Origin of the sequence: Streptomyces sp. NBC_01314 (genome assembly GCF_041435215.1) — a bacterium.
Lineage (GTDB): Bacteria > Actinomycetota > Actinomycetes > Streptomycetales > Streptomycetaceae > Streptomyces.
This window is the reverse complement of record NZ_CP108394.1, coordinates 10,760,102-10,781,732: the sequence shown is the minus strand read 5'-3', so window position 1 is coordinate 10,781,732 and position 21,631 is coordinate 10,760,102. Positions and strand designations below refer to the sequence as shown.

Sequence of the window (21,631 nt, the reverse complement as noted above, 5' to 3'; positions counted from 1 at the left end):
TACGGAAGAGCGGAGGTGTCGATCGGTCAGATCCGGTACCGCCGCAGTGCCGGTGTCACCGTCGCGAGGAGCAGCGTCGCCGCGATGACGAGCAGACCGCCGCCGACGACGGCCGTACGGGCACCGAAGGCCGCCCCGGCGGTGCCGTGCAGGACGTCGGCGAGGCGGGGGCCGCCGGCCACGACCACGGTGAAGACGCCCTGCATCCGGCCTCGCATCTCGTCGGTGGCGGCGGACAGCAGGATGGCACCGCGGAAGATCATGGAGACCATGTCCGCGACACCGGCGGCGGTGAGGAACAGCACGGCGAACCAGAGGCTGGTGCTCAGCCCGAAGCCGGTGATGGCCGCGCCCCAGGCCATGACGGCCACGACGACCATGAGTCCGTGCCGGTGGGAACGGGAGAACGTCCCCGACATCAGGCCGCCGACGAGGGCGCCGATGGGGATGGCGGCGAACAGCAGACCAAGGGCGAGGCCTTCGCCGTAGGGCGCGTACGTGGTGTCGGCCAGCTGCGGGAAGAGGGCGCGCGGCATGCCCAGGACCATCGCGATGATGTCGGCGAGGAAGGACAGCAGGAGCACCTTGTGCAGGGCGATGTAGCGGAAGCCCGCGAGGACCTCCCGCCAGCCGGCCCGCCTGGTCGTCGCGGCGTCCAGGGGAGGCAGGGAGGGCAGCCTGTACACCGCCCAGAGGGTGATGCACAGGGCCAGCGCGTCGATCAGGTACAGCTCGGCCAGGCCGATGACCGGGATGAGAGCGCCGGCGAGCAACGGTCCGGCCACCAGGCCCAGTTGCATCACGGTCGAGCCGAGGGCGGCGGCGGCCGCCAGTTCGTCGGCGGGGACCAGCCGGGCCACGGAGGCGTTGCGGGCGGGTGCGTTGAGGCCGAAGAACGCCTGCTGGAGGGCGAGCAGGGCCATCAGCGCCCACACGGATTCGAGGCCGGTGACGGCCTGGACCCAGAACAGCACCGAGGTGACGGCGATGCCGGTGTTGGTGACGAGCAGCAGCGTACGGCGGTCCACGCTGTCGGCGACCGCGCCGCCCCACAGCGCGAAGACCACCAGGGGCAGCAGACCGGCGAGGCTCGCGTAGCCGACCCAGGCGGAGGAGCCGGTGATGTCGTAGATCTGCTTGGGTACGGCGACGGCGGTCAGTTGGCTGCCGACGGCCGTGACGATGGTCGAGGACCACAGGCGCCGGTAGGCGGGGCGGCGCAGGGGACGGGTGTCCATCGCCCAGCGCCGCCGGCCTTGGCGGGGTGACGCCGGTGGGTCGTCCTCCGGTGCGGTGTCGTCGCCGGCGCTGCTCTTGGTGGTGTCCACGGGCATCCTGATGCTCGATACATCTTTCGATACGGGCACCACTATCGCGGAGATCGCCACCGCCGGGACAGACGATTCCGCGGCCGTCTCACATGCTGTCGCCGTACCCGCGCCTGCCGTGGAGCCGCCTGCGCCCACTGTCGGCTCAGACGCCGGCCCGCCGTGGGTTCACGCTCCGGCGATCAGCATCCCGCCGAGCGCGAGCATCGTCACCGCGACCAGGCCGTCGAGGACGCGCCAGGCGGACGGGCGGGCCAGGAAGCGGCTGAGCAGCCGGGCGCCGAAGCCCAGGGCGGCGAACCAGCACAGGCTGGCGAGGCCGGCGCCGAGGCCGAAGGTCCAGCGCAGGGGTCCGCGGTCGGAGGCGATGGAGCCGAGCAGGAACACGGTGTCGAGGTAGACGTGCGGGTTGAGCCAGGTCAGTGCCAGGCAGGTGAGGACGGCCCGGCGTCGCGAGCCCGTCGACCCGCTCTCCGTGCGCAGCGCGTCGTCGGCGGGGCGCAGGACGCGGCGGGCGGCCAGGGCGCCGTAGACCAGGAGGAAGCCGCCGCCGACCAGGGCGACCGCGGTCAGCGCGCCGGGCCAGGCGACGACGACCGCACCGACCCCGGCGACCCCCAGGGCGATCAGCAGCGCGTCGGAGAGGGCGCAGATGGCCACGACCGGGAGCACGGCGTCGCGGTGCAGTCCCTGACGGAGCACGAAGGCGTTCTGGGCGCCGATGGCGACGATGAGGGAGAGGCCGGTGCCGAATCCGGCCGCGAGGGCAGTCATTTCGCTGAACACACCCATGACGCTAGGAAGTCCGCCGCCCTGCGTACAGCTAAAGATTCTTACGTATCATTAGCGATCGTGATGTCTCAGCTTCCGCTCGATCTGGTGCGCACCCTGCTCGCGGTGGTCGACGAGGGCACGTTCGACGCGGCCGCCGCCGCCCTGCATGTGACGCCGTCGGCGGTCAGCCAGCGGGTCAAGGCGCTGGAGCAGCGGGTCGGCCGGGTCCTGCTGGTCCGTGAGAAGCCGGTGCGGCCGACCGGCTCCGGCGAGGTGATCGTCCAGTTCGCGCGCCAGCTGGCCCGCCTCGAACACGACACGCACGCCGCGCTGGGCATGACGGGCGCCGGGGAGACCACGCGCGTGTCGATCGCGGTGAACGCCGACTCGCTGGCCACCTGGTTCCTGCCCGCCCTCACCCGGGTGCCCGAGGAGCTGCGTCCCTGTTTCGAACTGCTCCGCGAGGACGAGCAGCACACGGCCAGGCTGCTGCGCGAGGGCCTGGTGATGGCCGCGGTCACCTCGGCGCCGGACGCCGTGGCCGGCTGCTCGGTACGGCCGCTCGGCCGGATGCGGTACGTGCCCTGCGCCGCTCCCGCCTTCGCGGAGCGATGGCTCGGCGTCGGATCGGGCGTGCCGCTGAAGGACGTGATCGTGGACGCGCCGGTCGTGTTCTTCGACCGGCGGGACGACTTCCAGAACGCCTTCGTCCGCCGGCTGACGCGGGGCCGCCCGTCCGGTGCGCGACGGCACTACGTGCCGACGTCCGAGGGCTTCGTCGACGCCGTGGCCGCCGGGATGGGCTGGGGCATGGTGCCCGCCGCGCAGGCCGAGCGGCTGCTCGACGCCGGACGGCTCGTCAACCTGGCGCCGGAGCGGACCGTGGACGCCCCGCTGTTCTGGCAGCAGTGGAAGCTCGACTCGCCCGCGCTGACGGCCGTGGCGGAGGCGGTCGCCGCCGAGGCCGCCGAGGCGCTCGACCGCTGACACGGGCCGAGGCCGCCGAGGGCCCTCGACCCCTCAGTCCCTCTCTACACCCTGCCTCCGGCGCTGAACGGCCCCTCCAGTGCCGCCCACTGGAGCAGCATGATGGTCTTGGCGTCGGCGATCTCGCCGCCGCGGATCATTTCCAGGGCCCGGCGGAAGTTCAGTTCGACGAGTTCGATGTCCTCTCCCTCCTCGTCGAGGCCACCGCCCTCGTGGGTGCGGGTCGCCGGGCCGTACGGGGCGGCGTAGAAGCTGACGCGTTCGGTGACCGAGCCGGGGCTCATGTAGATGTCGAAGACGTGCTGGATCTCGCCGATGGTGTGGCCGGTCTCCTCGATCACCTCGCGCCGCACGGCGACCTCGGGATGCTCGCCCTCCTCGTCGAGGAGGCCGCCCGGTGTCTCGATGAGCATCCCGTCGGGGTGGCCGTTGACGTACACCGGGTAGCGGAACTGCCGGGTGAGCAGGACGGTTTCGCGGTCGGCGTCGTAGAGGAGGACGGTGGCGCCGTTGCCGCGGTCGTGCGTCTCGCGCTCCTGGGTGCTCCAGGTGCCGTCGGCGTGCTGGAAGTCGAAGGTCGTGGTGCGCTCCACGTACCAGTGGCTGGACAGCAGTCGTACGTCCCGCACCTGGACGCGCGGGTTGCCGGTGAGGTCCCGGCCTGTGCGGTCGAGCCCGGTGCGGCCCCGGCGGTCCGGGAGGTCGACGCCGACGGTCTTGTTGGTCATGTGTCCGCTTCTACCATTCCGGTCACGGCGTTGTCAGGCGCCTCAATTCGCCTGTCGCGCGCGTCGCTTGGCGGAATCGTACGGTCCGGGACAGCATGACCGTATGAAGAGCGATCTTTTCTCGAACGAGAACATGGTGCAGCCGGCGTACGCGCCGGGGATGAGCGTCCAGAACGCCAAGTCCATCAAGTACGCCGTCAACGGCGAGATGCTCGCGCGGCAGGGCGCGATGATCGCCTACCGGGGGAACCTGCAGTTCGAACGCAAGGGCCAGGGTGTGGGCGGCATGCTCAAGCGCGCGGTCACCGGGGAGGGGCTGCCGCTGATGGCGGTGCGCGGTCAGGGCGAGGCCTGGTTCGCGCACGAGGCGCAGAACTGTTTCGTCGTCGACATCGAGCCGGGTGACGTGTTCACCGTCAACGGCCGCAACGTTCTGTGCTTCGACGCCTCGCTGTCGTACGAGATCAAGACCGTGAAGGGCGCCGGGATGACCGGCGGCGGGCTGTTCAACAGCGTGTTCTCCGGGCAGGGGAAGCTCGGTCTCGTCTGTGACGGCAATCCGCTGGTCATTCCGGTCTCGCCGCAGCTGCCCGTGTTCGTCGACACGGACGCGGTCGTGGGCTGGACGGCCCACCTCAACACCTCGCTGCACCGCTCCCAGTCCTTCGGCTCGATGATGCGCGGCGGTTCCGGCGAGGCGGTGCAGCTGAAGCTGGAGGGCGAGGGATTCGTGGTCGTACGGCCGAGCGAGCTGACGCCGCAGAAGGCCCAGCAGCACTGAGCCGACGGACGACGAGGGAGCCCGCGCCTCCGGGAGCCACCGAAAGCCTTAAGCGAACACGCTTTCGAATACGGGGGTAAGCTGGCCGTATGGCCATGCACCTCCAGGGCTCCCTCTTCGACCAGTCCGACGACCTCCGCCTCGGCTCCCTCGACGGGCTGCGCAGGCGGGAGCTGGGGGCCGGGGCCTGGGTCGACCTGCTGCCCGGGTGGCTCGGCGGTGCCGACGCGCTCTTCACGCGGCTCGCCGAGGAGGTGCCCTGGAAGGCGGAGCGACGACAGATGTACGAGCAGGTCGTGGACGTACCCCGGCTGCTCGCTCACTACGGCGCCGAGGACGCCCTCCCGCACCCCGTCATGGACGAGGCCCGGGAGGCGCTCTCCACGCACTACGGCTCCGAGCTGGGTGAGCCGTTCGCCACGGCGGGGCTCTGCTACTACCGGGACGGCCGGGACAGCGTGGCCTGGCACGGCGACCGGATCGGGCGGGGAGGCCGGGAGGACACGATGGTGGCCATCCTGTCCGTGGGCGACCCCCGCGATCTGGCCCTGCGCCCGCACGGCGGCGGGGAGACCCTGCGGCTGCCGCAGGGACACGGCGACCTGATCGTGATGGGCGGCTCCTGCCAGCGCACGTGGGACCACGCGATCCCCAAGTCGACGCGGGCGGTGGGGCCACGCATCAGCGTCCAGTTCCGGCCCCGGGGCGTGCGCTAGAAGGCCCCGGACGTGGGCTGCTTCCGGTCGGCGTCGGCGAGGGCACGCGACTGCGACGACCGGGCCAGCTTCGGGCCCAGCCAGCGCTTGAGACGGCGCAGCGCCTCCAGACGGCCGACCGCGCGGTCGAGACGGTAGTAGAGCTGCGGCGGCACATACGGCAGCAGCGGGGAGTGCCGCTGGCCCAGGAGCGCGAACATCTGCTCCGGAGGCAGGTCGATGTACCGCTGGATGTTCTCGTACCACTGGGCGCTGTGCCGGGCCGCGCTCTGCAGCCGCAGCAGCTCGGACTTGCGCTGTCGCTCGTACGCGGCGAGCGCGGCCTCCGTCTCCGGGTGGGCGCCGAGGGCTTCGGCCAGGCAGATGGCGTCCTCCAGGGCGAGGGTGGTGCCGGCGCCGATGGAGTAGTGCGTGGTGTGGGCGGCGTCGCCGAGCAGGACGAGGTTGCCGTGGTGCCAGGCGCGGTTGGTCAGGGTGCGGAAGTTGAGCCACTGGGCGGTGCCGTCGTCCTGGGCCCGGCCCAGAAGGGGGTGGCCGTCGAGGATGTCGGCGAAGAGCTTCTCCAGCAGGGCCAGCCCGTCCGCCTCGGCCAGGCGGTCCAGGCCCAGGCCGTTCAGTGTCCGCGGGGAGCACTCGATGACACAGGTGCTCTGCTCGTCGCTGAACGGGTAGGCGTAGGCCCAGATCCAGCCGTGGTCGGTCTCCTGGAAGGAGAAGGTGAAGGCGTCGTGGACCTTGCTGGTGCCGAGCCAGATGTAGGTGTTGCGGCCGAGCGTGATGTCGCTGCCGAAGCGGTCGGCGTACCGCTCGCGCACCGTGCTGTTGACTCCGTCGCCCGCGACGACGAGGTCGGCGTACGGCAGGTCGTCGGCCGTGATCCCGTCCTCGTACTCGACGCGGACACCGAGGGCCCGCGCCCGTTCGGCGAGCAGTTCGAGCAGGCGGCGCCGCCCGATGCCGAAGCCCTCGTCGCCGGGCTGGACCGTCGTACGGTCGCGGACGTGGGCCACCCCGCTGTTCCAGTTGACGGAGTTCTCGCTGATGGCGAGGGCCGTCTCGGGGTCCTTCTCGCGGAGCTTGTCCAGTAGCTCGGACCAGTAGGTCACACCCCAGCCGTACGTCGATCCTGCCGGGTTCCGTTCATGGACGGTGATGTCGTGGGACGGGTCCTGCCGCTTCATCAGGATCGAGAAGTACAGGCTTGCGGGTCCGCCGCCGACGCACGCGATCTTCACGCACACTCCATTTCGCTGCGCAAAGCGATCAATTGACCACGAAGAGTAGCAGCGCGCGTGCGCCCCGGATTCACGTCACTTTGCCCACGTGACGCCGACCGCTTGATTCACGCGACCACCGCAAGATCATCGGCCACACCCGCGCCACCGGGCGGAATTTCCCCCTCCGTCCACAATCGAAGATCCACCACAGCAAGATCATCTTTGTTCAACATTGTACGACATGTACTTAATTGTCCTGATCGCGGCCAACCGGCTTCCTGGGATTTCTCCGGTTCCACACCGGATCGATAGGTATGACGAGTCATCAATCCCCCCTTCCCAGGAGGTTTCCGCATGCCCGACATCACCCGCCGCCATGCCCTCGGCGCCGCGGCCGCCCTCGCCGTGACCGTCGGCGCCCCGCTCACCGCCGCCGTCGCGGACGACCACGGCGGCCACCAGGACCCCGAGGGCCCTCAGGCCTTCGACGAGGTCTACCGGGGCCGTCGGATACAGGGGCACGCGACCGACGGCGGCGGTCACCATCACGGCGCCGGGTACGCCGTGCTCGTCGACGGGACCGAGCTGCATGTGATGCGGAACGCCGACGGCAGCTGGATCAGCGTCGTCAGCCACTACTCCCCCGTGCCGACCCCGCGCGCCGCCGCCCGCGCAGCGGTCGACGAACTCCAGGGCGCCCGCCTCGTCCCCTTCAACTGACCCGCACCCGCACCCGCACCCGCACCACAGGAAACACCGCAAGGAGCCGCAGAGCCATGACCATACGCAAGAACCAGGCGACCCTGACCGCCGACGAGAAGCGGCGCTTCGTCGACGCGCTGATCGCGCTGAAGCGCTCCGGCCGCTACGACGAGTTCGTCACCACGCACAACGCGTTCATCCTCGGCGACACCGACAACGGCGAACGCACGGGCCACCGTTCGCCGTCCTTCCTCCCCTGGCACCGCAGATTCCTGCTGGAGTTCGAGCGGGCCCTGCAGTCCGTGGACCCCACCGTCGCACTGCCCTACTGGGACTGGACGGCCGACCGCACGGCACGCTCCTCACTGTGGGCGCCGGACTTCCTCGGCGGCACCGGGCGCAGCCGCGACGGACGCGTGACGGACGGACCGTTCGCGGCGTCCACCGGGAACTGGCCGATCAGTGTGCGCATCGACGGCCGGACCTATCTGCGGCGGTCCCTCGGGAGTGCGGTGCGGCAGTTGCCGACCCGGGCCGAGGTGGACTCCGTGCTGGCGATGTCCACGTACGACATGACGCCCTGGAACAGCGCCTCGGACGGTTTCCGCAACCACCTGGAGGGCTGGCGGGGCGTGAACCTCCACAACCGGGTGCACGTCTGGGTGGGCGGCCAGATGGGCACCGGAGTCTCCCCCAACGACCCGGTCTTCTGGCTGCACCACGCGTTCGTCGACAAGCTGTGGGCCGACTGGCAGCGCCTGCACCCGGGTTCCCCGTACCTGCCGGCCGCCGGGACGCCGAACGTGGTCGACCTGGACGAGACCATGAAGCCGTGGAACGACACGACCCCGGCGGCGTTGCTGGACCACACCGCGCACTACACGTTCGACGCGGCCTGACCACGTTGATCCGCACGGGCCCTGGGTACCCGCGTCGGACGCGGCCGAGGCGACTCGGACGCGATGGACACGCAACGGATGCGAGGAGGCGACCGATGACCCAGATCGAGGAGTCCATCGAGGTTCAGGTCCCCGTGCGGACCGCCTACGACCAGTGGACGCAGTTCGAGACCTTCCCGGAGTTCATGAGCGGGGTCGAGCGGATCGAGCAGCGTTCGGACACGCTCACGCGCTGGGTGACCGAGGTGGACGGCGTGAGGCGGGAGTTCGACGCGAAGATCACCGAGCAGATCCCGGACGCGAGGGTCGCGTGGACGACCGTCGGCGGTGAGGCCAGGCAGGCCGGCGCCGTCACCTTCCACCGCCTCTCCGAGGAGCGCACGAAGGTGATGCTGCAGATGGACTTCCAGCCCGAGGGCGCCGCCGAGAAGGTGGCCGACAAACTGGGGGTCGTGAAGCGGCAGACCAAGGGTGACCTGGAGCGCTTCAAGAAGTTCATCGAGAAGCGCGGCCGGGAGACCGGGGAGTGGCGCGGCACCGTCGTGTGACAACCACGCCCTCCCGTGCGGTCCGCCCCGGCGGCTACTCGGCTCCGGCCGTCGCCGCCGTACGGCACTCCGGGTGGCCCCAGCCCTGGTCGTTCTTGGCGATGGGCTCACCCGCGGCGTACGGGCGGCCGCACAGGCAGCGGCCGGGAAACTTCGCCTTGATGGTGCGGGACGACGCCGAGGACGAGGACGAGCCGCTCCGGGTGCTGGGCCTGCCGGACTTCCCGGGCTTCTTCGCCGCGCTCCAGCGGGACGGGGCCGCGTCGGGCGCGGCCGGCGGTTCCGGGGAGCCCAGCCCGGTGCCGGCGGGTTCCTGCACGATGGCCGCCTGGCTCGCCGCGCGGTCGGCGAAGTCGTTGAGGGGGTCGCCGTCGACCTGGTGCGCGGGGACGTAGCGGAACTCCACGGAGCGGTCGGCCAGCAACTCGTCGATGCGGACCACGAGTTCCCGGTTGGCGACCGGCTTGCCGGCGGCCGTGCGCCAGCCGTTGCGCTTCCAGCCGGGCAGCCAGGTGGTGACCGCCTTCATCGCGTACTGGGAGTCCATCCGGATCTCGATCGGGACGGCCGGGTCGGTGGCCGCCAACAGCCGCTCCAGCGCGGTGAGTTCGGCGATGTTGTTGGTGGACCTGCCCAGCGGGCCGGCCTCCCAACGCGAAGGGATCTCATCGTCCTCGGCGACCACCCAGGCCCAGCCCGCTGGTCCGGGGTTTCCCTTGGACGCTCCGTCACAGGCGGCCACAACACGTTCCGACATGCGCTCGATCATGCCATGCGCGGGGGCGTGGGGCCGTCCACGGGTCCCGCGCCCCGCGGACCTCACCAGGTCCGCTCAGTCGACGTCCGAGAGCGCCGGCATCTCGCCCTTGGTGTTGGTGACGTCGATGACCGAGAACGACGCGCCCTGCGGGTCGCTGAGCGCGGCGAAGCGCCCGAAGGGGGTGTCCATCGGGCCGAAGCGCAGGACGCCGCCCAGCTTGGTGGCCCTGGCGACCGCGTCGTCGCAGTCGGGGACGGTGAAGTACACGTTGATGTACGAGGGCACCTCGGGCGGGAAGTCCTCCGCGGTCATCTTCATCCGGCCGAGCAGCGGGCCCTGCCCCAGTTCGAAAACCCGAAAATCCATCTGGGGGTTGCCGGGGTCGTCCATCTGCTTGGCCCGGAAGGAGAAGACGGCAGGGAAGAACGTGTCGGACTTCTCGGGTTCACGGGTGTAGATCTCGGCCCAGACGTACGCGCCGGGCACGCCCATGGCCTCGAAGCCCTGGTGGGCGCCCGCCTGCCAGACGCCGAAGACGACGCCGTCCGGAGAGCGGGCCAGCAGCATGGAGCCGAACTCGCCGACCCGCATCGGCTCCATCAGCACCTCGCCGCCGTGGTCGCGGATCCTCGTGGCGGTGGCGTTCACGTCGGCCGAGGCGAAGTACAGGCACCAAGCGGACTGGCCCTCCTGGCCGGGCATCGGCGGGACGACCGCGGCCACCGCCTTGCCGTCCGCGTACGCCTGTGTGTAGTTGCCGTACTCGGAGGACGACTCTCCGAACGTCCAGCCCAGGACATCGCCGTAGAAACTCTTCGCCCCCTCGACGTCGCTGAACATCGCGTCGGCCCAACAGGGCGTTCCCTCGGGATGTGCGGCCATCGCGCCACTCTCCTCGGTTCGACAGGTGGATTCCCCGGATCTCACGCTAGCCAGGACCGGTCCCGGACGCGCGCCGAACGGGACGGACCGCGTGAAACCGGCACGGGATTCATGGGACGGGACCACGGCTGTGCGTCGTCTGATAATTTCAGCGACGCTCGCACTCCCGTTCGCCTCGACTCGTGAGGTGCCTCCATGTCCGGCCGGCCGTTCAGACGTACGGCGCTGCCGTGCGCCCGGGGCCGGTCGGCGCGCCTGATGCTCGTGGTGGCATTGGCCCTGAGCACGTTCCTCTTGTTCTGCGCGGGATCGCCTCCCGGTGAGGCTCCGGCGCCGCGCCCGCATTCGGTGTCTGCGGGGCCGACGGCGGAGGGGTTCGCCGCCGCGCGTGCGGGCCGGGTGGAGCGCGACCCCTGTGAGCACAGTCCCGGCAAGCACGACTGCCATGCCCCCGACCCCGCCGCGGTGCTGGGCCAGATGCCGCTGCCCGGCGCCGATCACACCGCCGCGTCCTGGCAGCCCGCTACGGCTGCGGCCCCGGTGGCGCTCGAAGGTTCCCGCGAGCCGGGGCGGTCCCGCCCTCCCGATCTCCACGAACTGCAGTTGCTCCGCGTCTAGGCCGGCCACCGGCCCGCGCGACAGACCCCAGACGACTCGCAGAACCGCCGGGCCCCTACGGGGGCGGCGGGGAGAAGGACACCCCATGGCTTCATCCAAGGCGAAGGCCAACAACAGCGGCCCCAAGGGCAGGAACAACAGCCCGAAGGCCAGGGAGGCGGCGCGGCGCGCCCGCGTCGAGGAGATACGCAAGGCGGAGCAGGCCCGTGAGCGGCGCGTGCGCATGCTCATGCTCGGCGTCACCACCGTCATCCTCGCCGGGCTCGTCGGCGGCGGCTGGTACCTCATCGACTCCGCCCAGGAGAAGGAAGAGGCAGCGGCGGCGGCGAAGGCGGCGCCGGTCGACGGTGTGAAGAGCTGGTCGAAGCTCACCCAGAACCACGTCGCCGAGCCCGTCACCTACAAGATGAGCCCGCCGGTGGGCGGCGACCACAACCAGGTGTGGGTCAACTGCGACAAGCAGGTGTACACCAAGGCCCTCCCGAACGAGAACGCGGTGCACGCGCTGGAGCACGGCGCCGTCTGGGTCACGTACAACGACAAGGCGGCCAAGGCCGACGTCGAGTCGCTGACCGGGCTCGTGAAGAAGACGACGTACACGTTCATGAGCCCCTACGAGGACCAGTCCTCGCCCATCGTGCTGAGCGCCTGGGAGCACCAGCTGAAGGTGGACAAGGCGTCCGACCCCCGGGTGCAGAAGTTCCTCGCCAAGTACGTCCAGGGCGAGCAGACGCCGGAGCCGGGTGCCGCGTGCACCGGCGGCATGACCCCGTGACCTGACCGTGTGGGGCGTCCGGCCGGACCGGGCGCCCTCGTGGCCGACACGGGTCTTCCGCCCTGCCCCGGGCTGTGCTTGCCTGGGGAACCGTTTCGATGACCGGGGCGGGAGTCGCCGTATGCGCAGGCCGTGGATCGTGGGAATGGCGGGGGCGGTGCTCGCCGCGCTGCTGCTCGGCGCGTGCGGGGATCCGGAGTCCGCACCGGCCGGGGCGCCACCGTCGGCCGCGGTACCCGACGCGTCACCGACCACCCGTCAGCGGGCCGCCACCGCGCCCCCCGACGACGACACCGACGCCGGCGCCGGAGCGGCGAAACCGGCGCCCAAGGTGCTCTACCTCGGGGACTCGCTCGCCACGGAGAACCAGAACGTCCTCGGCACGTTCCTGAAGGACGACCTCGACGCCCGTTACACGAGCGCCCCTTACTCGGGCACCACCCTGTGCGACTACCTGGAGGGCACCGCCGACCGGTCGCTCGTCCCGGCGCAGGACAAGGCGGCCGCGCTGGTGCGGCGGCTGAGCCCGGACTATGTGGTGCTGCAGTTCTGGGGCAACTCATGGGACTACACGCCCTGTATGGACGGCGTCACCTACGGCAAGGCCCGCACGGAGTACTTCCGGCGGTACACGGCCGCCGCCGAGCAGCTCACCGAACAGATCGCGAACGCGGGCGGCACGCACCGGCCGAGGATCGTGTGGGTGCTGCAGGGCCCGGACCCGATGACCCCGGACCGGGTGCGCCGGGTGAACGCCCTGTACGAGAAGCAGGCCAAGGCCTCCGGTGACATGGTCGCCGACGCCGGCAGGGCCGTGAGCCCGGCCTCCGACCGCTACGCCTGGACCCAGTACCTGCCGTGCACCGCGTACGAACGCGAGCACGACGGCTACTGCACCCAGCCCGGCCGTGCCCTCACCGCCCTCCACCACGACAAGGACGCCCTGCACTTCTGCCTGTCCCCGACGACGTCCAGGCCGAGGCCCTGCCCGGTGCTGTCACCGGGCATCACGCGGATGGCCCGGGAGATCACCCGGGCCATCGCCGACGAGACGTCCTAGATCCGTCCTAGATCTGTCCTAGACCGGCTGCGAGGTGTGCTCGTCGTCTCCCGCGCCCTCCCCCGCCGCCGCCTCCTCCTCCTGCTGCTGCTTCTTCGAAGCCCACAGACTCGTCACCGTCGTCACGGCCAGGACCAGGACGATGAAGCCGAGGGAGAAGGGAATGGAGATCTCCGGGACGTGGACGCCGGACTCGTGCAGGGCGTGGAGGACGAGTTTGACGCCGATGAAGCCGAGGATGATCGACAGGCCGTAGGAGAGGTGGACGAGCTTCTTCAGAAGGCCACCGATGAGGAAGTACAGCTGGCGCAGGCCCATCAGGGCGAAGGCGTTGGCGGTGAAGACGATGTACGGGTCCTGGGTGAGGCCGTAGATCGCGGGGATGGAGTCGAGGGCGAACAGGACGTCGGTGGAGCCGATCGCGAGCATCACGACGAGCATCGGCGTCATGACGCGCTTGCCGTTCTCCTCGATCCACAGCTTGGTGCCGTGGTACCGGTCGGCCACTCCGAATCGTTTCTCCACGGCCTTGAGGAGTTTGTTCTCCTCGTACTCCTCCTCGTGGCTGCCCTTGCGGGCGTCCTCCACCAGCTTCCACGCGGTGTAGATCAGGAACGCGCCGAAGAGGTAGAAGACCCAGGAGAAGGTGGAGATGATCGCCGCGCCGGCCGCGATGAAGATCGCGCGGAGCACGAGCGCCATGAGGACGCCGACCATCAGTACGCGCTGCTGGTACTGCGAGGGCACGGCGAACTTGCCCATGATCAGGACGAAGACGAAGAGGTTGTCGACGCTCAGCGACTTCTCGGTGATGAAGCCCGCGAAGAACTCTCCCGCGGGCTTGCCCCCACCGACGGCCAGCACGACCAGGCCGAACGCGATCGCCAGCGCGATCCAGACGGCCGACCAGATGCCGGCCTCCTTGACCGACACATCGTGGGGTTTTCGGCCGATGAAGAAGTCGACGGCGACCAGTACGCACAGGGCGACGATCGTGAGCAGCCAGGTGGCCAGGGAGACGTTCAAGGTTCCTCCGGGTAACAGGTGGTGCACAGGAAAGCCTCACCGGCGTCCTTTGCGACCGCTACCCGGCGCAGGTAAAGAATCACCGAAATCCCGGTGCTTCCCTGGTGGGAGGCCCGGTCCCGGGGGCCGCCCACCAAGGAAAGAGGTTTCCGGGAAGCCGGCTACTCGCCCGCGTACGCCCTCTCCAGCGCGGCAAGGTCCAACTTGCCCATCGACATCATCGCCGCCGTCGCGCGGGACGCCTTCTGCGGGTCGGAGTCGTTGATCATCTCGATGAGGGCGGTGGGCACGACCTGCCAGGACACCCCGAACCTGTCCTTGAGCCAGCCGCAGGGACCGGGCTCGCCGCCCTCGGTGAGGCTGTTCCAGTAGTAGTCGATCTCGTCCTGGTCGGCGCAGAGGATCTGGAAGGAGACGGCCTCGGTGAACTTGAACTGCGGGCCGCCGTTGAGGGCGACGAACCGCTGGCCGTTGGCCACGAAGTCCACGGTGAGCACGGATCCGGCCGGCTGGAACGCGCCCTCGCCGTAGTGGGTGACGCGGCCGAGCCGGGAGTTCTTGAAGATCGAGACGTAGTGTGCGGCAGCCTCCTCGGCCTGGCCGTCGAACCACAGGCAGGTGGTGAATCCGTCGCTGGACATGTGTGCCTCCTCGGGCGGGATGTGTCGTCTCTGTGTCGACCGATCCTGGTCCCGAAACTCATCGGTGGCGCGGGCACGTGGTGCGGCGGACGGAGGCGGGTAGTTGGCGCTCTGCTGTCGGCGAATCTGCCGTGGGCAGAGAAAGGCCAGGTGAGGGGCGGTTCGTGGGGAGAGTGGAGTCAGCGGCCACCGCGGTCGCCATCATCCACAGGGAGGAACCGTGGCTCCACTGATCACCGGCCGGGCCCCGACGCTCGCCCCGCGTGCCGAGGAGGGTGACACCCCGCCGTCACGCTTCGACGACCATCTCGCCGCGCGGCTCCTCGCACAGCGGATCGTCTTCCTCGGCACCCAGGTCGACGAGGTCTCCGCGAACCGGGTCTGCACCCAGTTACTGCTGTTGTCGGCGGAGGACCCGCGCACCGACATCAGCCTCTACATCAACAGCCCCGGTGGTTCGGTGACCGCGGGCCTCGCCATCTACGACACGATGCGGCTGGTCCCCAACGACGTCTCGACGCTGGCGATGGGCTTCGCGGCGAGCATGGGCCAGTTCCTGCTGAGCGTGGGCACGCACGGCAAACGGTTCGCGCTGCCCAACGCGCGGATCATGATGCACCAGCCGTCGGCGGGCATCGGCGGCACCACCGCCGACATCGAGATCCAGGCGGAGAACCTGGAGTTCACCAAGCGGGCCATCGAGAGGATCACAGCGGAGCACACCGGCCAGAGCGAGGAGACGATCTCCCGGGACGGCGACCGCGACCGCTGGTTCACGGCCGAGCAGGCCAGGGAGTACGGGATGGTCGACCGGGTCGTCGAGTCGCTCGACGACGTACGGCCGGCCTCTTCACGCCGACGGATGGGGCTGCAGTGATGGGGACGTACACCATTCCGAACGTGGTCGAGCGGACCCCGCAGGGCGAGCGGTCGTACGACGTGTTCAGCCGGCTGCTGTCCGAGCGGATCATCTTCCTCGGCACGGAGATCGACGACGGGGTGGCCAACGTCGTCATCGCGCAGCTCCTCCATCTGGAGGCGTCATCTCCGGAGAGCGAGGTCGCGATCTACATCAACTCGCCCGGGGGATCGTTCACTTCACTGATGGCCATCTACGACACGATGTCGTACGTGCGCGCGCCGATCTCGACGTTCTGCGTGGGGCAGGCGGCCTCGACGGCGGCGGTGCTGCTGGCGGGCGGGGATCCCGGGCGGCGGTTCGTGCTGGAGCACGCGCGGGTGCTGCTGGGACAGCCGGCGAGCGGGGGGCGCCAGGGGACCGTCTCCGATCTCGCCCTGCAGGCCAAGGAGATGGTGCGGATCCGGGCGCAGGTCGAGGTGGTGCTCGCGCGGCATACCGGGCGCGAGGCGGTGGACCTGCGGGCCGACATGGATCGGGACAAGGTGTTCACAGCGGAGGAGGCGGTGGCGTACGGGCTGGCGGACGAGGTGTTGAACCGGCGGTTGGTGGGGGTCTGAGGCTCGCCTACGGAAGGGTTGGGGGGTGCTGTCGTACGGCGGCTGCGGGCGTTTGTGGTTGCTCGCGCCCACGCGGCGCAGCCGCATGAACGACACGGCCCCGCACCCCTGTCGGGGCGCGGGCGGGAGCATCAGGCCACGAGGCACAGCCCGTTGTAGGGGGCCTTGGGCGTCCTGCGGGTGGCGTGGCGGGTCAGTTCCGTCTGAGCCAGGGACAGCAGGTCGCCCAGGCCCAGGCCGAGAGCCTGGGCTGCGGCTGCCAGGACCTCCGACGAGGCTTCCTTGCGGCCCCGTTCCACCTCGGAGAGGTACGGCATCGAGATGCGGGCCTCGTCTGCGACGTCCTTCAGGGTGCGTTCCTGGGCCAGCCGTTCGCGGCGGAGGACATCGCCGACGAGGTCGCGCCAGAGGGGTTCCTTGGCGGGTGGGCCGGCCGGACGGGCCGTCGCCGGGCGGAGGGGGATGACTCGGGCTTCGTTCGACGCGTGTTGGCTCACTTCTTCAGCCTAGGAACTCCGGGCGGGAGGGGAAGGGGGCGGCGTTCCGCCCTCAGGGAAATCGTCGGGAAGCGTCCTGGGCCTCACTGGCCGATACGGCCGTCGATGCGCTCACGCAGGAAGTCGGCGTGGCCGTTGTGGCGGGCGTACTCCTCGATCAGGTGGACGAGGACCTCGCGAAGGGCGATGGGCTCGTCGTCGTGGCGGCCGGTGACGGCGAGGCCGGGGGCGGCAGCCACGAAACGCTCGGCGAAGTCGACCTCGCAGCGCCAGGTCTTCCAGGCGTCGGCGACGGCCTCGGGGTCGGCCACGGCGTCGTTGAAGTCCCCGTCGGGGTCGTCTCCGGCGCGATAGTGGCGCGGCGGCGCCGGCTCGCCCGCCAACGCCTCGCGAAACCAGTACTGTTCCACGCCGGCGAGGTGGCGTACGAGCCCGAGCAGCGACATGTTCGACGGTGGCACCGAGCGGCGGGTCAGGGCCTCGGCGTCGAGACCGGCGCACTTCAGCTCCAGGGTCAGCCGCTGGTTGCGCAGATATCCGACCAGCGTGGCTCGCTCCCCCTCGAACCCTCCTTCGCCGCGTGGGTCCCCTTCGGGGCCGACGAACCTGTCGCCCCACCCGGTCTTCCGCTCCGGCAGTGGCTGTTCGTCGGGCCGTGTCTCACGTTGGTCGGTCATGCGCAGGAGCATCGGCCGTCGCCGCCGCGGTCCGCCACTGCTTTTCGCCACTCGGCTCTTCGAGGCCGACGACTGGTTCGGTGAACTCTCGTACAACCCTTGCCCACCACCCGGTGTCAAACAGGGCGCCGGACAAGGAACGGGCCCTTTCCGGACACCCCCGCGCTGCCCGGCCGTTCTTACTGTATGGAGCCGTATATGCGCAAGAACCGTTCGACAGCCCTCGCCGCTGCCACATTTCTTCTCGTCTCCGGCGCGGCCATCGCCACCGCGCCGTCCGCGTACGCCGGGGTGCCCGGCGGTACGCGAGCCAGTGACCGCAACAGCGATTTCAACGGTGACGGATACGAGGACGTACTGGTCGGCGCGCCCGGAGCCACCGTCAGCGGCAAGAGCGGCGCGGGCCTGGTGACCGTGCAGTACGGCTCGGCCAAGGGCATCGGCACGAGCAACGTCGCCAGATTCAGCCAGTCGACGTCCGGGGTCGCGGGCGCGGCCGAGGCCGGCGACGGGTTCGGGCGGGCGGTCGCCACCGGTGACCTCGACGGCGACGGGTTCGACGACGCGGTGGTCGGCATTCCCGGCGAGGACCTCGGCACCGTCAAGGACGCCGGCGGCGTGGCCATCCTGTGGGGCTCGAAGACCGGGCTCAAGGGCGCCGAGAGCGACTGGCTGGAGACCCAGGAGCCCACCGCCGGTGAGCGGTTCGGCCTCGGCCTCGCCGCCGCGCGCTTCACCTCCGAGACCGACGGGGACCTCCTGGCCGTCCTCGACGGGTACGACGTGGAGCTGTTCGCCTACGACAACGCGGCGCCGAGCTCGATGCGCCGGGAGGCCACCCAGCGGCTTGCCGCGGAGGCCGAGGCCCGCCGCATCGCGCCCAAGTCCCTGACCACCGGCGACTACGACAAGAACGGCTTCGCCGACCTCGTCGTGTCGGGCCTCAGCGTCGGTGACGAGCCCGGTCACGGCTGGTCCACGTATCTGTCGGGGAACGCGGACGGGCTGAAGTACGAGCGTGATCTGCGCGGTGGTCCGGTCGCGGCGTCCGGGGACATCAACGACGACGGGTACGACGACCTGGTGACCGGTGAGCCGAACTCCCCGGACGACCAGCCCGGCGAGACGCAGACCGGCGGTCTGGTCGGCGTGCGCCTCGGCGGTCCGGACGGTCCGGCGGCGGAGCCCGACTGGTGGGTGCAGGACTCCCCCGGTGTGCCCGGTGTCGCCGAGGCCGGCGACGGCTGGGGTTCGGACCTGTCGGTCGCGGACACCGACGGCGACGGGTACGCGGACGTGGCGATCGGCGCCGCGGGCGAGGACATCGGGACGGTGAAGGACGCGGGCGCCGTGTGGGTGCTACGCGGCTCGGGGTCCGGGCTGACCCCGACCGGGGCCAGGTCGTGGGACCAGAACTCGGCGGACGTGCCGGGTGCGGCCGAGAAGGGCGACAAGTGGGGCGCCCAGGTCCGGCTGACCGACCCGAACAGCGACGGCCGCTTCGGGCTGCTGGCCGCCGCGCCGGGCGAGAACACCGGCGACGGTCATGTCTGGGTGCTCTCGGCGGGCGCGGGCGGCATCACGGCCTCGGGGTCGTGGACGTACAACGGCGCTTCACTCGGGGCTCCCTATGTGGACGCGCTGTTCGGGTCGGCGATCGACGAGTGAGGCACACACGCCCCGAGCGGCTTCGCCGACCGGTCAGGAGCCCGGGGTGATCGACTCCGGGGTGTCGTAGAGGGACGCCGACTCGGTCGTCGTGGTGTCGTCCGGCGGCGAGTCGGCCGTCTCGGGGTTCTCCGGCGCCTTCGTGGGCTCGGAGGTCGGTGCCTCCGGCCGAGACGGGGGCGAGGTGGACGGGGCCACCGAGGACGAGGAGGGGCAGGGGCTCGCGCTGTCGTGGGCGTCCCGGTCGGTCGACGAGGGGCACGGTTCGGGCGACTTCGAGGGAGGTTCCTCGGAGAACGACGTCGACGCCGAGGGCGAGGGCTGGTTGACGGGCGGGGTGGTCTTCTTGTCCTTCCCGCCCGTGTCGCCGGAGTGGCGGGTGAACCAGTCGTCGTGCTCGGGGTCGTAGAGGACGAAGACGTTGATGATCACCGTCGAGCGCTCGATCACCACGACGTTCTGCGGCCGGTACGACGGCCAGGAGTCGCCCTTCGGCTCGGGTGTGGTCTTCAGCGCGACCGGCGGCTTCAGCGGGTTGCCGCAGGCGCAGCGCACCCGGGGCACGCCCCGGTCGTCGACGAGGACGGCGGTGCCGGACTGGAGGACGGCCTGGTAACTGGTGGCGGCGCCGTCGCGGTAGCCGTGGTTGGTGACACGGGTGTCCATGCGCAGCTGCACCGGGGTGAGCGAGCGCAGATGGGCGGGGACGTCGGAGGACTTGACGCCGGCGACGGAGGCGAACGCGTCGTTCTTGGCGGGGTTCGCCCGGAGCACCTTGATCTGCTTCTCGACGTCGCAGCTGGAGACGTTGCGTGTGCCGCCGTAGAGGCCGGGGGACGAACCGTCCACGGCTCGCGTCACGTTGGCGGGTTCCGAGCTCGGTGTGGCCGTGGGGGTCTCGGGCGGGGTGGAACTGTCCGTGGCCGTCGACTCGGTGAACGGGTCCGGGCCGGACTTGCCCGCTGCCTGGAGGAAGACCTCGCCGCCGGCCGAGCCGCCCGAATCGTCGGAGCGGGTGAACACGACGATCAGGACCACGGCGACGACGGCCGCGGTGAGCATGAGAGCGATACGGGGAGCGGACCGCCACCACGGATGGCCGGGGCCACCAGGCCCCTGCCGGGAGTCGCCGGAGCCGCCGGAGCCGCCGCCGGGCCCGCCGGAGCCCCCGGTTCCGCCCGGCCCACCGGCTCCGCCGGGGCCCGAGGCGTCGCTCGGCGGCTCCGGGGGCACCTGGCCGCTCGCCCGTGTCGGGCCGGCCGGGACGGGGCTGGGTTGCGACGGCCCGGACAGAGGGCCGGAGGGCGGACCTGTCGGGCGGCCGGAGGACGGCTGTTCGGAGCTCACGAGTCTTCTCCCGCCGTAGGGATTCTGCGGCGATTCACACGTTTCAGCTATTCAGTGCCGCTTTATTCCATAACAGGCCCATTGTGTGCTCTGGTCCCGCGCCTCCCGCAAGCCGAAGGGGCGCCGCCGCGGGCCGAGGGGGCTCGGCGCTCCCGGCGCGCGGAGTGCCTCCGCCGTGCTTAGCGTGGCAAGAGTGAGTCCCCAGACCCTGCCTCCCCGGCAGACGACAGCGCCCGAGCGGGCGGTCGCCCGTCACGGCTGGCTCCAGGCTCTCGCAACCGTGCTGGCCGGCCTGGTCGCGATGATCGTGGTGGCGTCCCTCGGGCTGTGGGCGGCGGGGGCGGCGGACCTCCCGGACGGCGCGTTCCCCCGGGTCGTCGCGGCCACCGTCGTGACGGCGGTCGGCGGCACGATCGAGCTCTCCGGCGGCGCCGGGTCCATCGCCGAGACGCAGGCGGGCCTGACCGTGATCCCGCTGTCGGTGACCCTCGTGGGCGCGCTGGTGATCGCCGCCGGGTTTCTGCGGCCCCTGCGGCACCGGGCGGTCGCGGGGGCGACCGAACTCGCCGGCTGGGCCGCCCGGATCGCCGTTCTGTGGCTGACGGCGCTGATCGGCCTCGCCCTCGCGGCCCGGCAGACCTTCGAGGTCTCGCTCGGTGACGTGGGCGACTTCTTCGGCACCTCCGCCGACGTGGGGTTCGAGACGGCCGTGGCGCCGACCCTGTTCTTCGGGCTGCTGTGGCTCGCCGGGGTCCTCGCCCTGGCGCTTCTGGTGTCGCGCTCGGCCCCGCTTCCGGCCAGGCTGCTGCGGTTCCAGGAGTCGGTGCGCCCGGCCGCGTACGCCATGGTCGGCCTGCTGCTGGCGTATGTCGGGCTCGGGCTGGTGATCGCGGTCGTGGTGGCGCTGACCCGAGGGCACGCCGCCGAGACGGCCGCGCTGACCCTGCTGGGTCTGCCGAACGTGGTGTGGCTGACCTTCACGATCGGCCTGGGCGCCACCTGGGACAGCCAGGTCGAGGGGCCTTTCGGGCTGCCGATGCCGAAGATCCTGGACGAGGTGGTGCGCGGGCCCGACGTGTCGACCCTGAATCTGGGCTCGCTCGCCGAGTACGACGGCCGGGTGTGGTGGCTCCTGGTCGTGAACGCCGTACTGCTGGTCGTCGCCGCGTTCGTGATGGCGGCCCGCTCCCCGGCCCGGGTACGGCTGTGGCAGCACGCCGTACACATGGCGGCCGCCCTCGCGCTCACCGTCCTGATGATCTGCCTCGTGGCCCGGATCTCCGCCCACTACGGACTGTCGGTCATCGGCATCGGCGACCTCGGCGGCGACCTGGGCGGAGAGCTGTTCCTGCGGCCCCGGCTGTGGTCCGCGCTCGGGCTCGCCGTGCTCTGGGGACTCGTCACCGGGTTCCTGGGCGGGGCGCTGGCGAAGGGCGTGCGTCGGCGGGGCGCGGTCGACGCGGACGGCGACCGCCGGTAGACGGGCGGGCGCCCCGCGGCACCCACCCCCGGTGTCAGCCG

General features: G+C 70.8%; 24 protein-coding genes. 13 read left to right on the top strand and 11 right to left on the bottom strand.

Annotation, left to right across the window (positions count from 1 at the left end):
- Positions 1 to 26: 26 nt before the first annotated feature.
- Positions 27 to 1,328, bottom strand: a complete 1,302-nt coding sequence (locus tag OG622_RS47500; RefSeq protein WP_371583441.1) for an MFS transporter — start codon at positions 1,326 to 1,328, stop codon at positions 27 to 29.
- Positions 1,329 to 1,496: 168 nt separating this feature from the next.
- Positions 1,497 to 2,102, bottom strand: a complete 606-nt coding sequence (locus OG622_RS47495; protein ID WP_371584439.1) for a LysE/ArgO family amino acid transporter — start codon at positions 2,100 to 2,102, stop codon at positions 1,497 to 1,499.
- 78 nt (positions 2,103 to 2,180) lie between these two features.
- On the opposite strand from OG622_RS47495, the gene OG622_RS47490 reads away from it, so the two are divergent.
- Positions 2,181 to 3,089: a LysR family transcriptional regulator ArgP gene (locus OG622_RS47490; RefSeq protein WP_371583439.1), complete on the top strand. Its 909-nt coding sequence runs from the start codon at positions 2,181 to 2,183 to the stop codon at positions 3,087 to 3,089.
- Positions 3,090 to 3,133: 44 nt separating this feature from the next.
- On the opposite strand, the gene OG622_RS47485 is transcribed toward OG622_RS47490, so the two are convergent.
- Positions 3,134 to 3,817 carry an NUDIX domain-containing protein gene (locus OG622_RS47485; protein ID WP_371583437.1) on the bottom strand — a complete coding sequence of 228 codons (684 nt, stop codon included), beginning with the start codon at positions 3,815 to 3,817 and terminating at the stop codon, positions 3,134 to 3,136.
- Positions 3,818 to 3,920: 103 nt separating this feature from the next.
- On the opposite strand from OG622_RS47485, the gene OG622_RS47480 reads away from it, so the two are divergent.
- Both OG622_RS47480 and OG622_RS47475 read left to right on the top strand, forming a co-directional pair.
- Positions 3,921 to 4,598 (top strand): AIM24 family protein, encoded by a 678-nt coding sequence (locus OG622_RS47480; protein ID WP_371583435.1) that lies wholly within the window; start codon positions 3,921 to 3,923, stop codon positions 4,596 to 4,598.
- An 89-nt stretch (positions 4,599 to 4,687) separates the two neighbouring features.
- Positions 4,688 to 5,314 carry an alpha-ketoglutarate-dependent dioxygenase AlkB gene (locus tag OG622_RS47475; protein ID WP_371583434.1) on the top strand — a complete coding sequence of 209 codons (627 nt, stop codon included), beginning with the start codon at positions 4,688 to 4,690 and terminating at the stop codon, positions 5,312 to 5,314.
- On the opposite strand, the gene OG622_RS47470 is transcribed toward OG622_RS47475, so the two are convergent.
- Complete coding sequence (locus tag OG622_RS47470) at positions 5,311 to 6,549, bottom strand: FAD-dependent monooxygenase (protein WP_371583432.1); 1,239 nt, start codon at positions 6,547 to 6,549, stop codon at positions 5,311 to 5,313. The two genes, OG622_RS47475 and OG622_RS47470, sit on opposite strands and share 4 nt — an antisense overlap.
- Positions 6,550 to 6,885: 336 nt before the next feature.
- On the opposite strand from OG622_RS47470, the gene OG622_RS47465 reads away from it, so the two are divergent.
- The 3 genes from OG622_RS47465 to OG622_RS47455 all read left to right on the top strand — a co-directional run bounded on the left by OG622_RS47465 (position 6,886) and on the right by OG622_RS47455 (position 8,680).
- Positions 6,886 to 7,251, top strand: coding sequence for a tyrosinase cofactor (locus OG622_RS47465; protein ID WP_371583430.1), 366 nt, complete (start codon positions 6,886 to 6,888; stop codon positions 7,249 to 7,251).
- Between the two features lie 56 nt (positions 7,252 to 7,307).
- A complete protein-coding gene (locus OG622_RS47460; RefSeq protein WP_371583428.1) occupies positions 7,308 to 8,132 on the top strand; it encodes a tyrosinase family protein in 825 nt (274 codons plus the stop codon).
- Between the two features lie 95 nt (positions 8,133 to 8,227).
- A complete protein-coding gene (locus OG622_RS47455; RefSeq protein ID WP_371583426.1) occupies positions 8,228 to 8,680 on the top strand; it encodes an SRPBCC family protein in 453 nt (150 codons plus the stop codon).
- 34 nt (positions 8,681 to 8,714) lie between these two features.
- Here the strand turns inward: OG622_RS47455 and OG622_RS47450 are convergent, their stop codons facing one another.
- Both OG622_RS47450 and OG622_RS47445 read right to left on the bottom strand, forming a co-directional pair.
- On the bottom strand, positions 8,715 to 9,449 hold the full coding sequence (locus OG622_RS47450) for a ribonuclease H (protein ID WP_371583424.1): 735 nt from the start codon (positions 9,447 to 9,449) through the stop codon (positions 8,715 to 8,717).
- 63 nt (positions 9,450 to 9,512) lie between these two features.
- Positions 9,513 to 10,322 (bottom strand): VOC family protein, encoded by an 810-nt coding sequence (locus tag OG622_RS47445; RefSeq protein ID WP_371583422.1) that lies wholly within the window; start codon positions 10,320 to 10,322, stop codon positions 9,513 to 9,515.
- Between the two features lie 195 nt (positions 10,323 to 10,517).
- Here OG622_RS47445 and OG622_RS47440 point away from each other — a divergent pair, with 195 nt between their 5' ends.
- From OG622_RS47440 to OG622_RS47430, 3 genes are all read left to right on the top strand, one after another.
- The gene (locus OG622_RS47440) at positions 10,518 to 10,940 is read left to right on the top strand and encodes a DUF6153 family protein (RefSeq protein WP_371583420.1); all 423 of its coding nucleotides are present in this window, start codon (positions 10,518 to 10,520) and stop codon (positions 10,938 to 10,940) included.
- 85 nt (positions 10,941 to 11,025) lie between these two features.
- Complete coding sequence (locus OG622_RS47435) at positions 11,026 to 11,715, top strand: DUF3105 domain-containing protein (protein ID WP_371583419.1); 690 nt, start codon at positions 11,026 to 11,028, stop codon at positions 11,713 to 11,715.
- A gap of 121 nt (positions 11,716 to 11,836) precedes the next feature.
- Entirely contained in the window at positions 11,837 to 12,775 is a 939-nt protein-coding gene (locus OG622_RS47430; protein ID WP_371583417.1) for an SGNH/GDSL hydrolase family protein, read from the top strand.
- A gap of 18 nt (positions 12,776 to 12,793) precedes the next feature.
- On the opposite strand, the gene OG622_RS47425 is transcribed toward OG622_RS47430, so the two are convergent.
- A complete protein-coding gene (locus OG622_RS47425) occupies positions 12,794 to 13,801 on the bottom strand; it encodes a TerC family protein (RefSeq protein WP_371583416.1) in 1,008 nt (335 codons plus the stop codon).
- Positions 13,802 to 13,962: 161 nt separating this feature from the next.
- The gene (locus tag OG622_RS47420) at positions 13,963 to 14,442 is read right to left on the bottom strand and encodes a VOC family protein (RefSeq protein ID WP_371583414.1); all 480 of its coding nucleotides are present in this window, start codon (positions 14,440 to 14,442) and stop codon (positions 13,963 to 13,965) included.
- Positions 14,443 to 14,662: 220 nt separating this feature from the next.
- On the opposite strand from OG622_RS47420, the gene OG622_RS47415 reads away from it, so the two are divergent.
- Positions 14,663 to 15,319, top strand: a complete 657-nt coding sequence (locus OG622_RS47415; RefSeq protein WP_371583412.1) for an ATP-dependent Clp protease proteolytic subunit — start codon at positions 14,663 to 14,665, stop codon at positions 15,317 to 15,319.
- On the top strand, positions 15,319 to 15,921 hold the full coding sequence (locus OG622_RS47410; protein WP_371583410.1) for a ClpP family protease: 603 nt from the start codon (positions 15,319 to 15,321) through the stop codon (positions 15,919 to 15,921). Before OG622_RS47415 ends, OG622_RS47410 begins: the two co-directional genes overlap by 1 nt.
- Positions 15,922 to 16,052: 131 nt before the next feature.
- On the opposite strand, the gene OG622_RS47405 is transcribed toward OG622_RS47410, so the two are convergent.
- Entirely contained in the window at positions 16,053 to 16,418 is a 366-nt protein-coding gene (locus OG622_RS47405; protein ID WP_371583409.1) for a helix-turn-helix domain-containing protein, read from the bottom strand.
- Positions 16,419 to 16,501: 83 nt separating this feature from the next.
- Positions 16,502 to 17,095, bottom strand: coding sequence for a DinB family protein (locus OG622_RS47400; RefSeq protein WP_371583408.1), 594 nt, complete (start codon positions 17,093 to 17,095; stop codon positions 16,502 to 16,504).
- A gap of 198 nt (positions 17,096 to 17,293) precedes the next feature.
- Here OG622_RS47400 and OG622_RS47395 point away from each other — a divergent pair, with 198 nt between their 5' ends.
- Positions 17,294 to 18,763, top strand: coding sequence for an esterase (locus tag OG622_RS47395; RefSeq protein WP_371583407.1), 1,470 nt, complete (start codon positions 17,294 to 17,296; stop codon positions 18,761 to 18,763).
- A 33-nt stretch (positions 18,764 to 18,796) separates the two neighbouring features.
- Here the strand turns inward: OG622_RS47395 and OG622_RS47390 are convergent, their stop codons facing one another.
- Positions 18,797 to 20,110 carry a DUF6777 domain-containing protein gene (locus OG622_RS47390; protein WP_371583406.1) on the bottom strand — a complete coding sequence of 438 codons (1,314 nt, stop codon included), beginning with the start codon at positions 20,108 to 20,110 and terminating at the stop codon, positions 18,797 to 18,799.
- A 193-nt stretch (positions 20,111 to 20,303) separates the two neighbouring features.
- Between OG622_RS47390 and OG622_RS47385 the strand changes: the two genes are divergently transcribed.
- Complete coding sequence (locus tag OG622_RS47385; RefSeq protein ID WP_371583404.1) at positions 20,304 to 21,590, top strand: streptophobe family protein; 1,287 nt, start codon at positions 20,304 to 20,306, stop codon at positions 21,588 to 21,590.
- Positions 21,591 to 21,631: the final 41 nt, after the last annotated feature.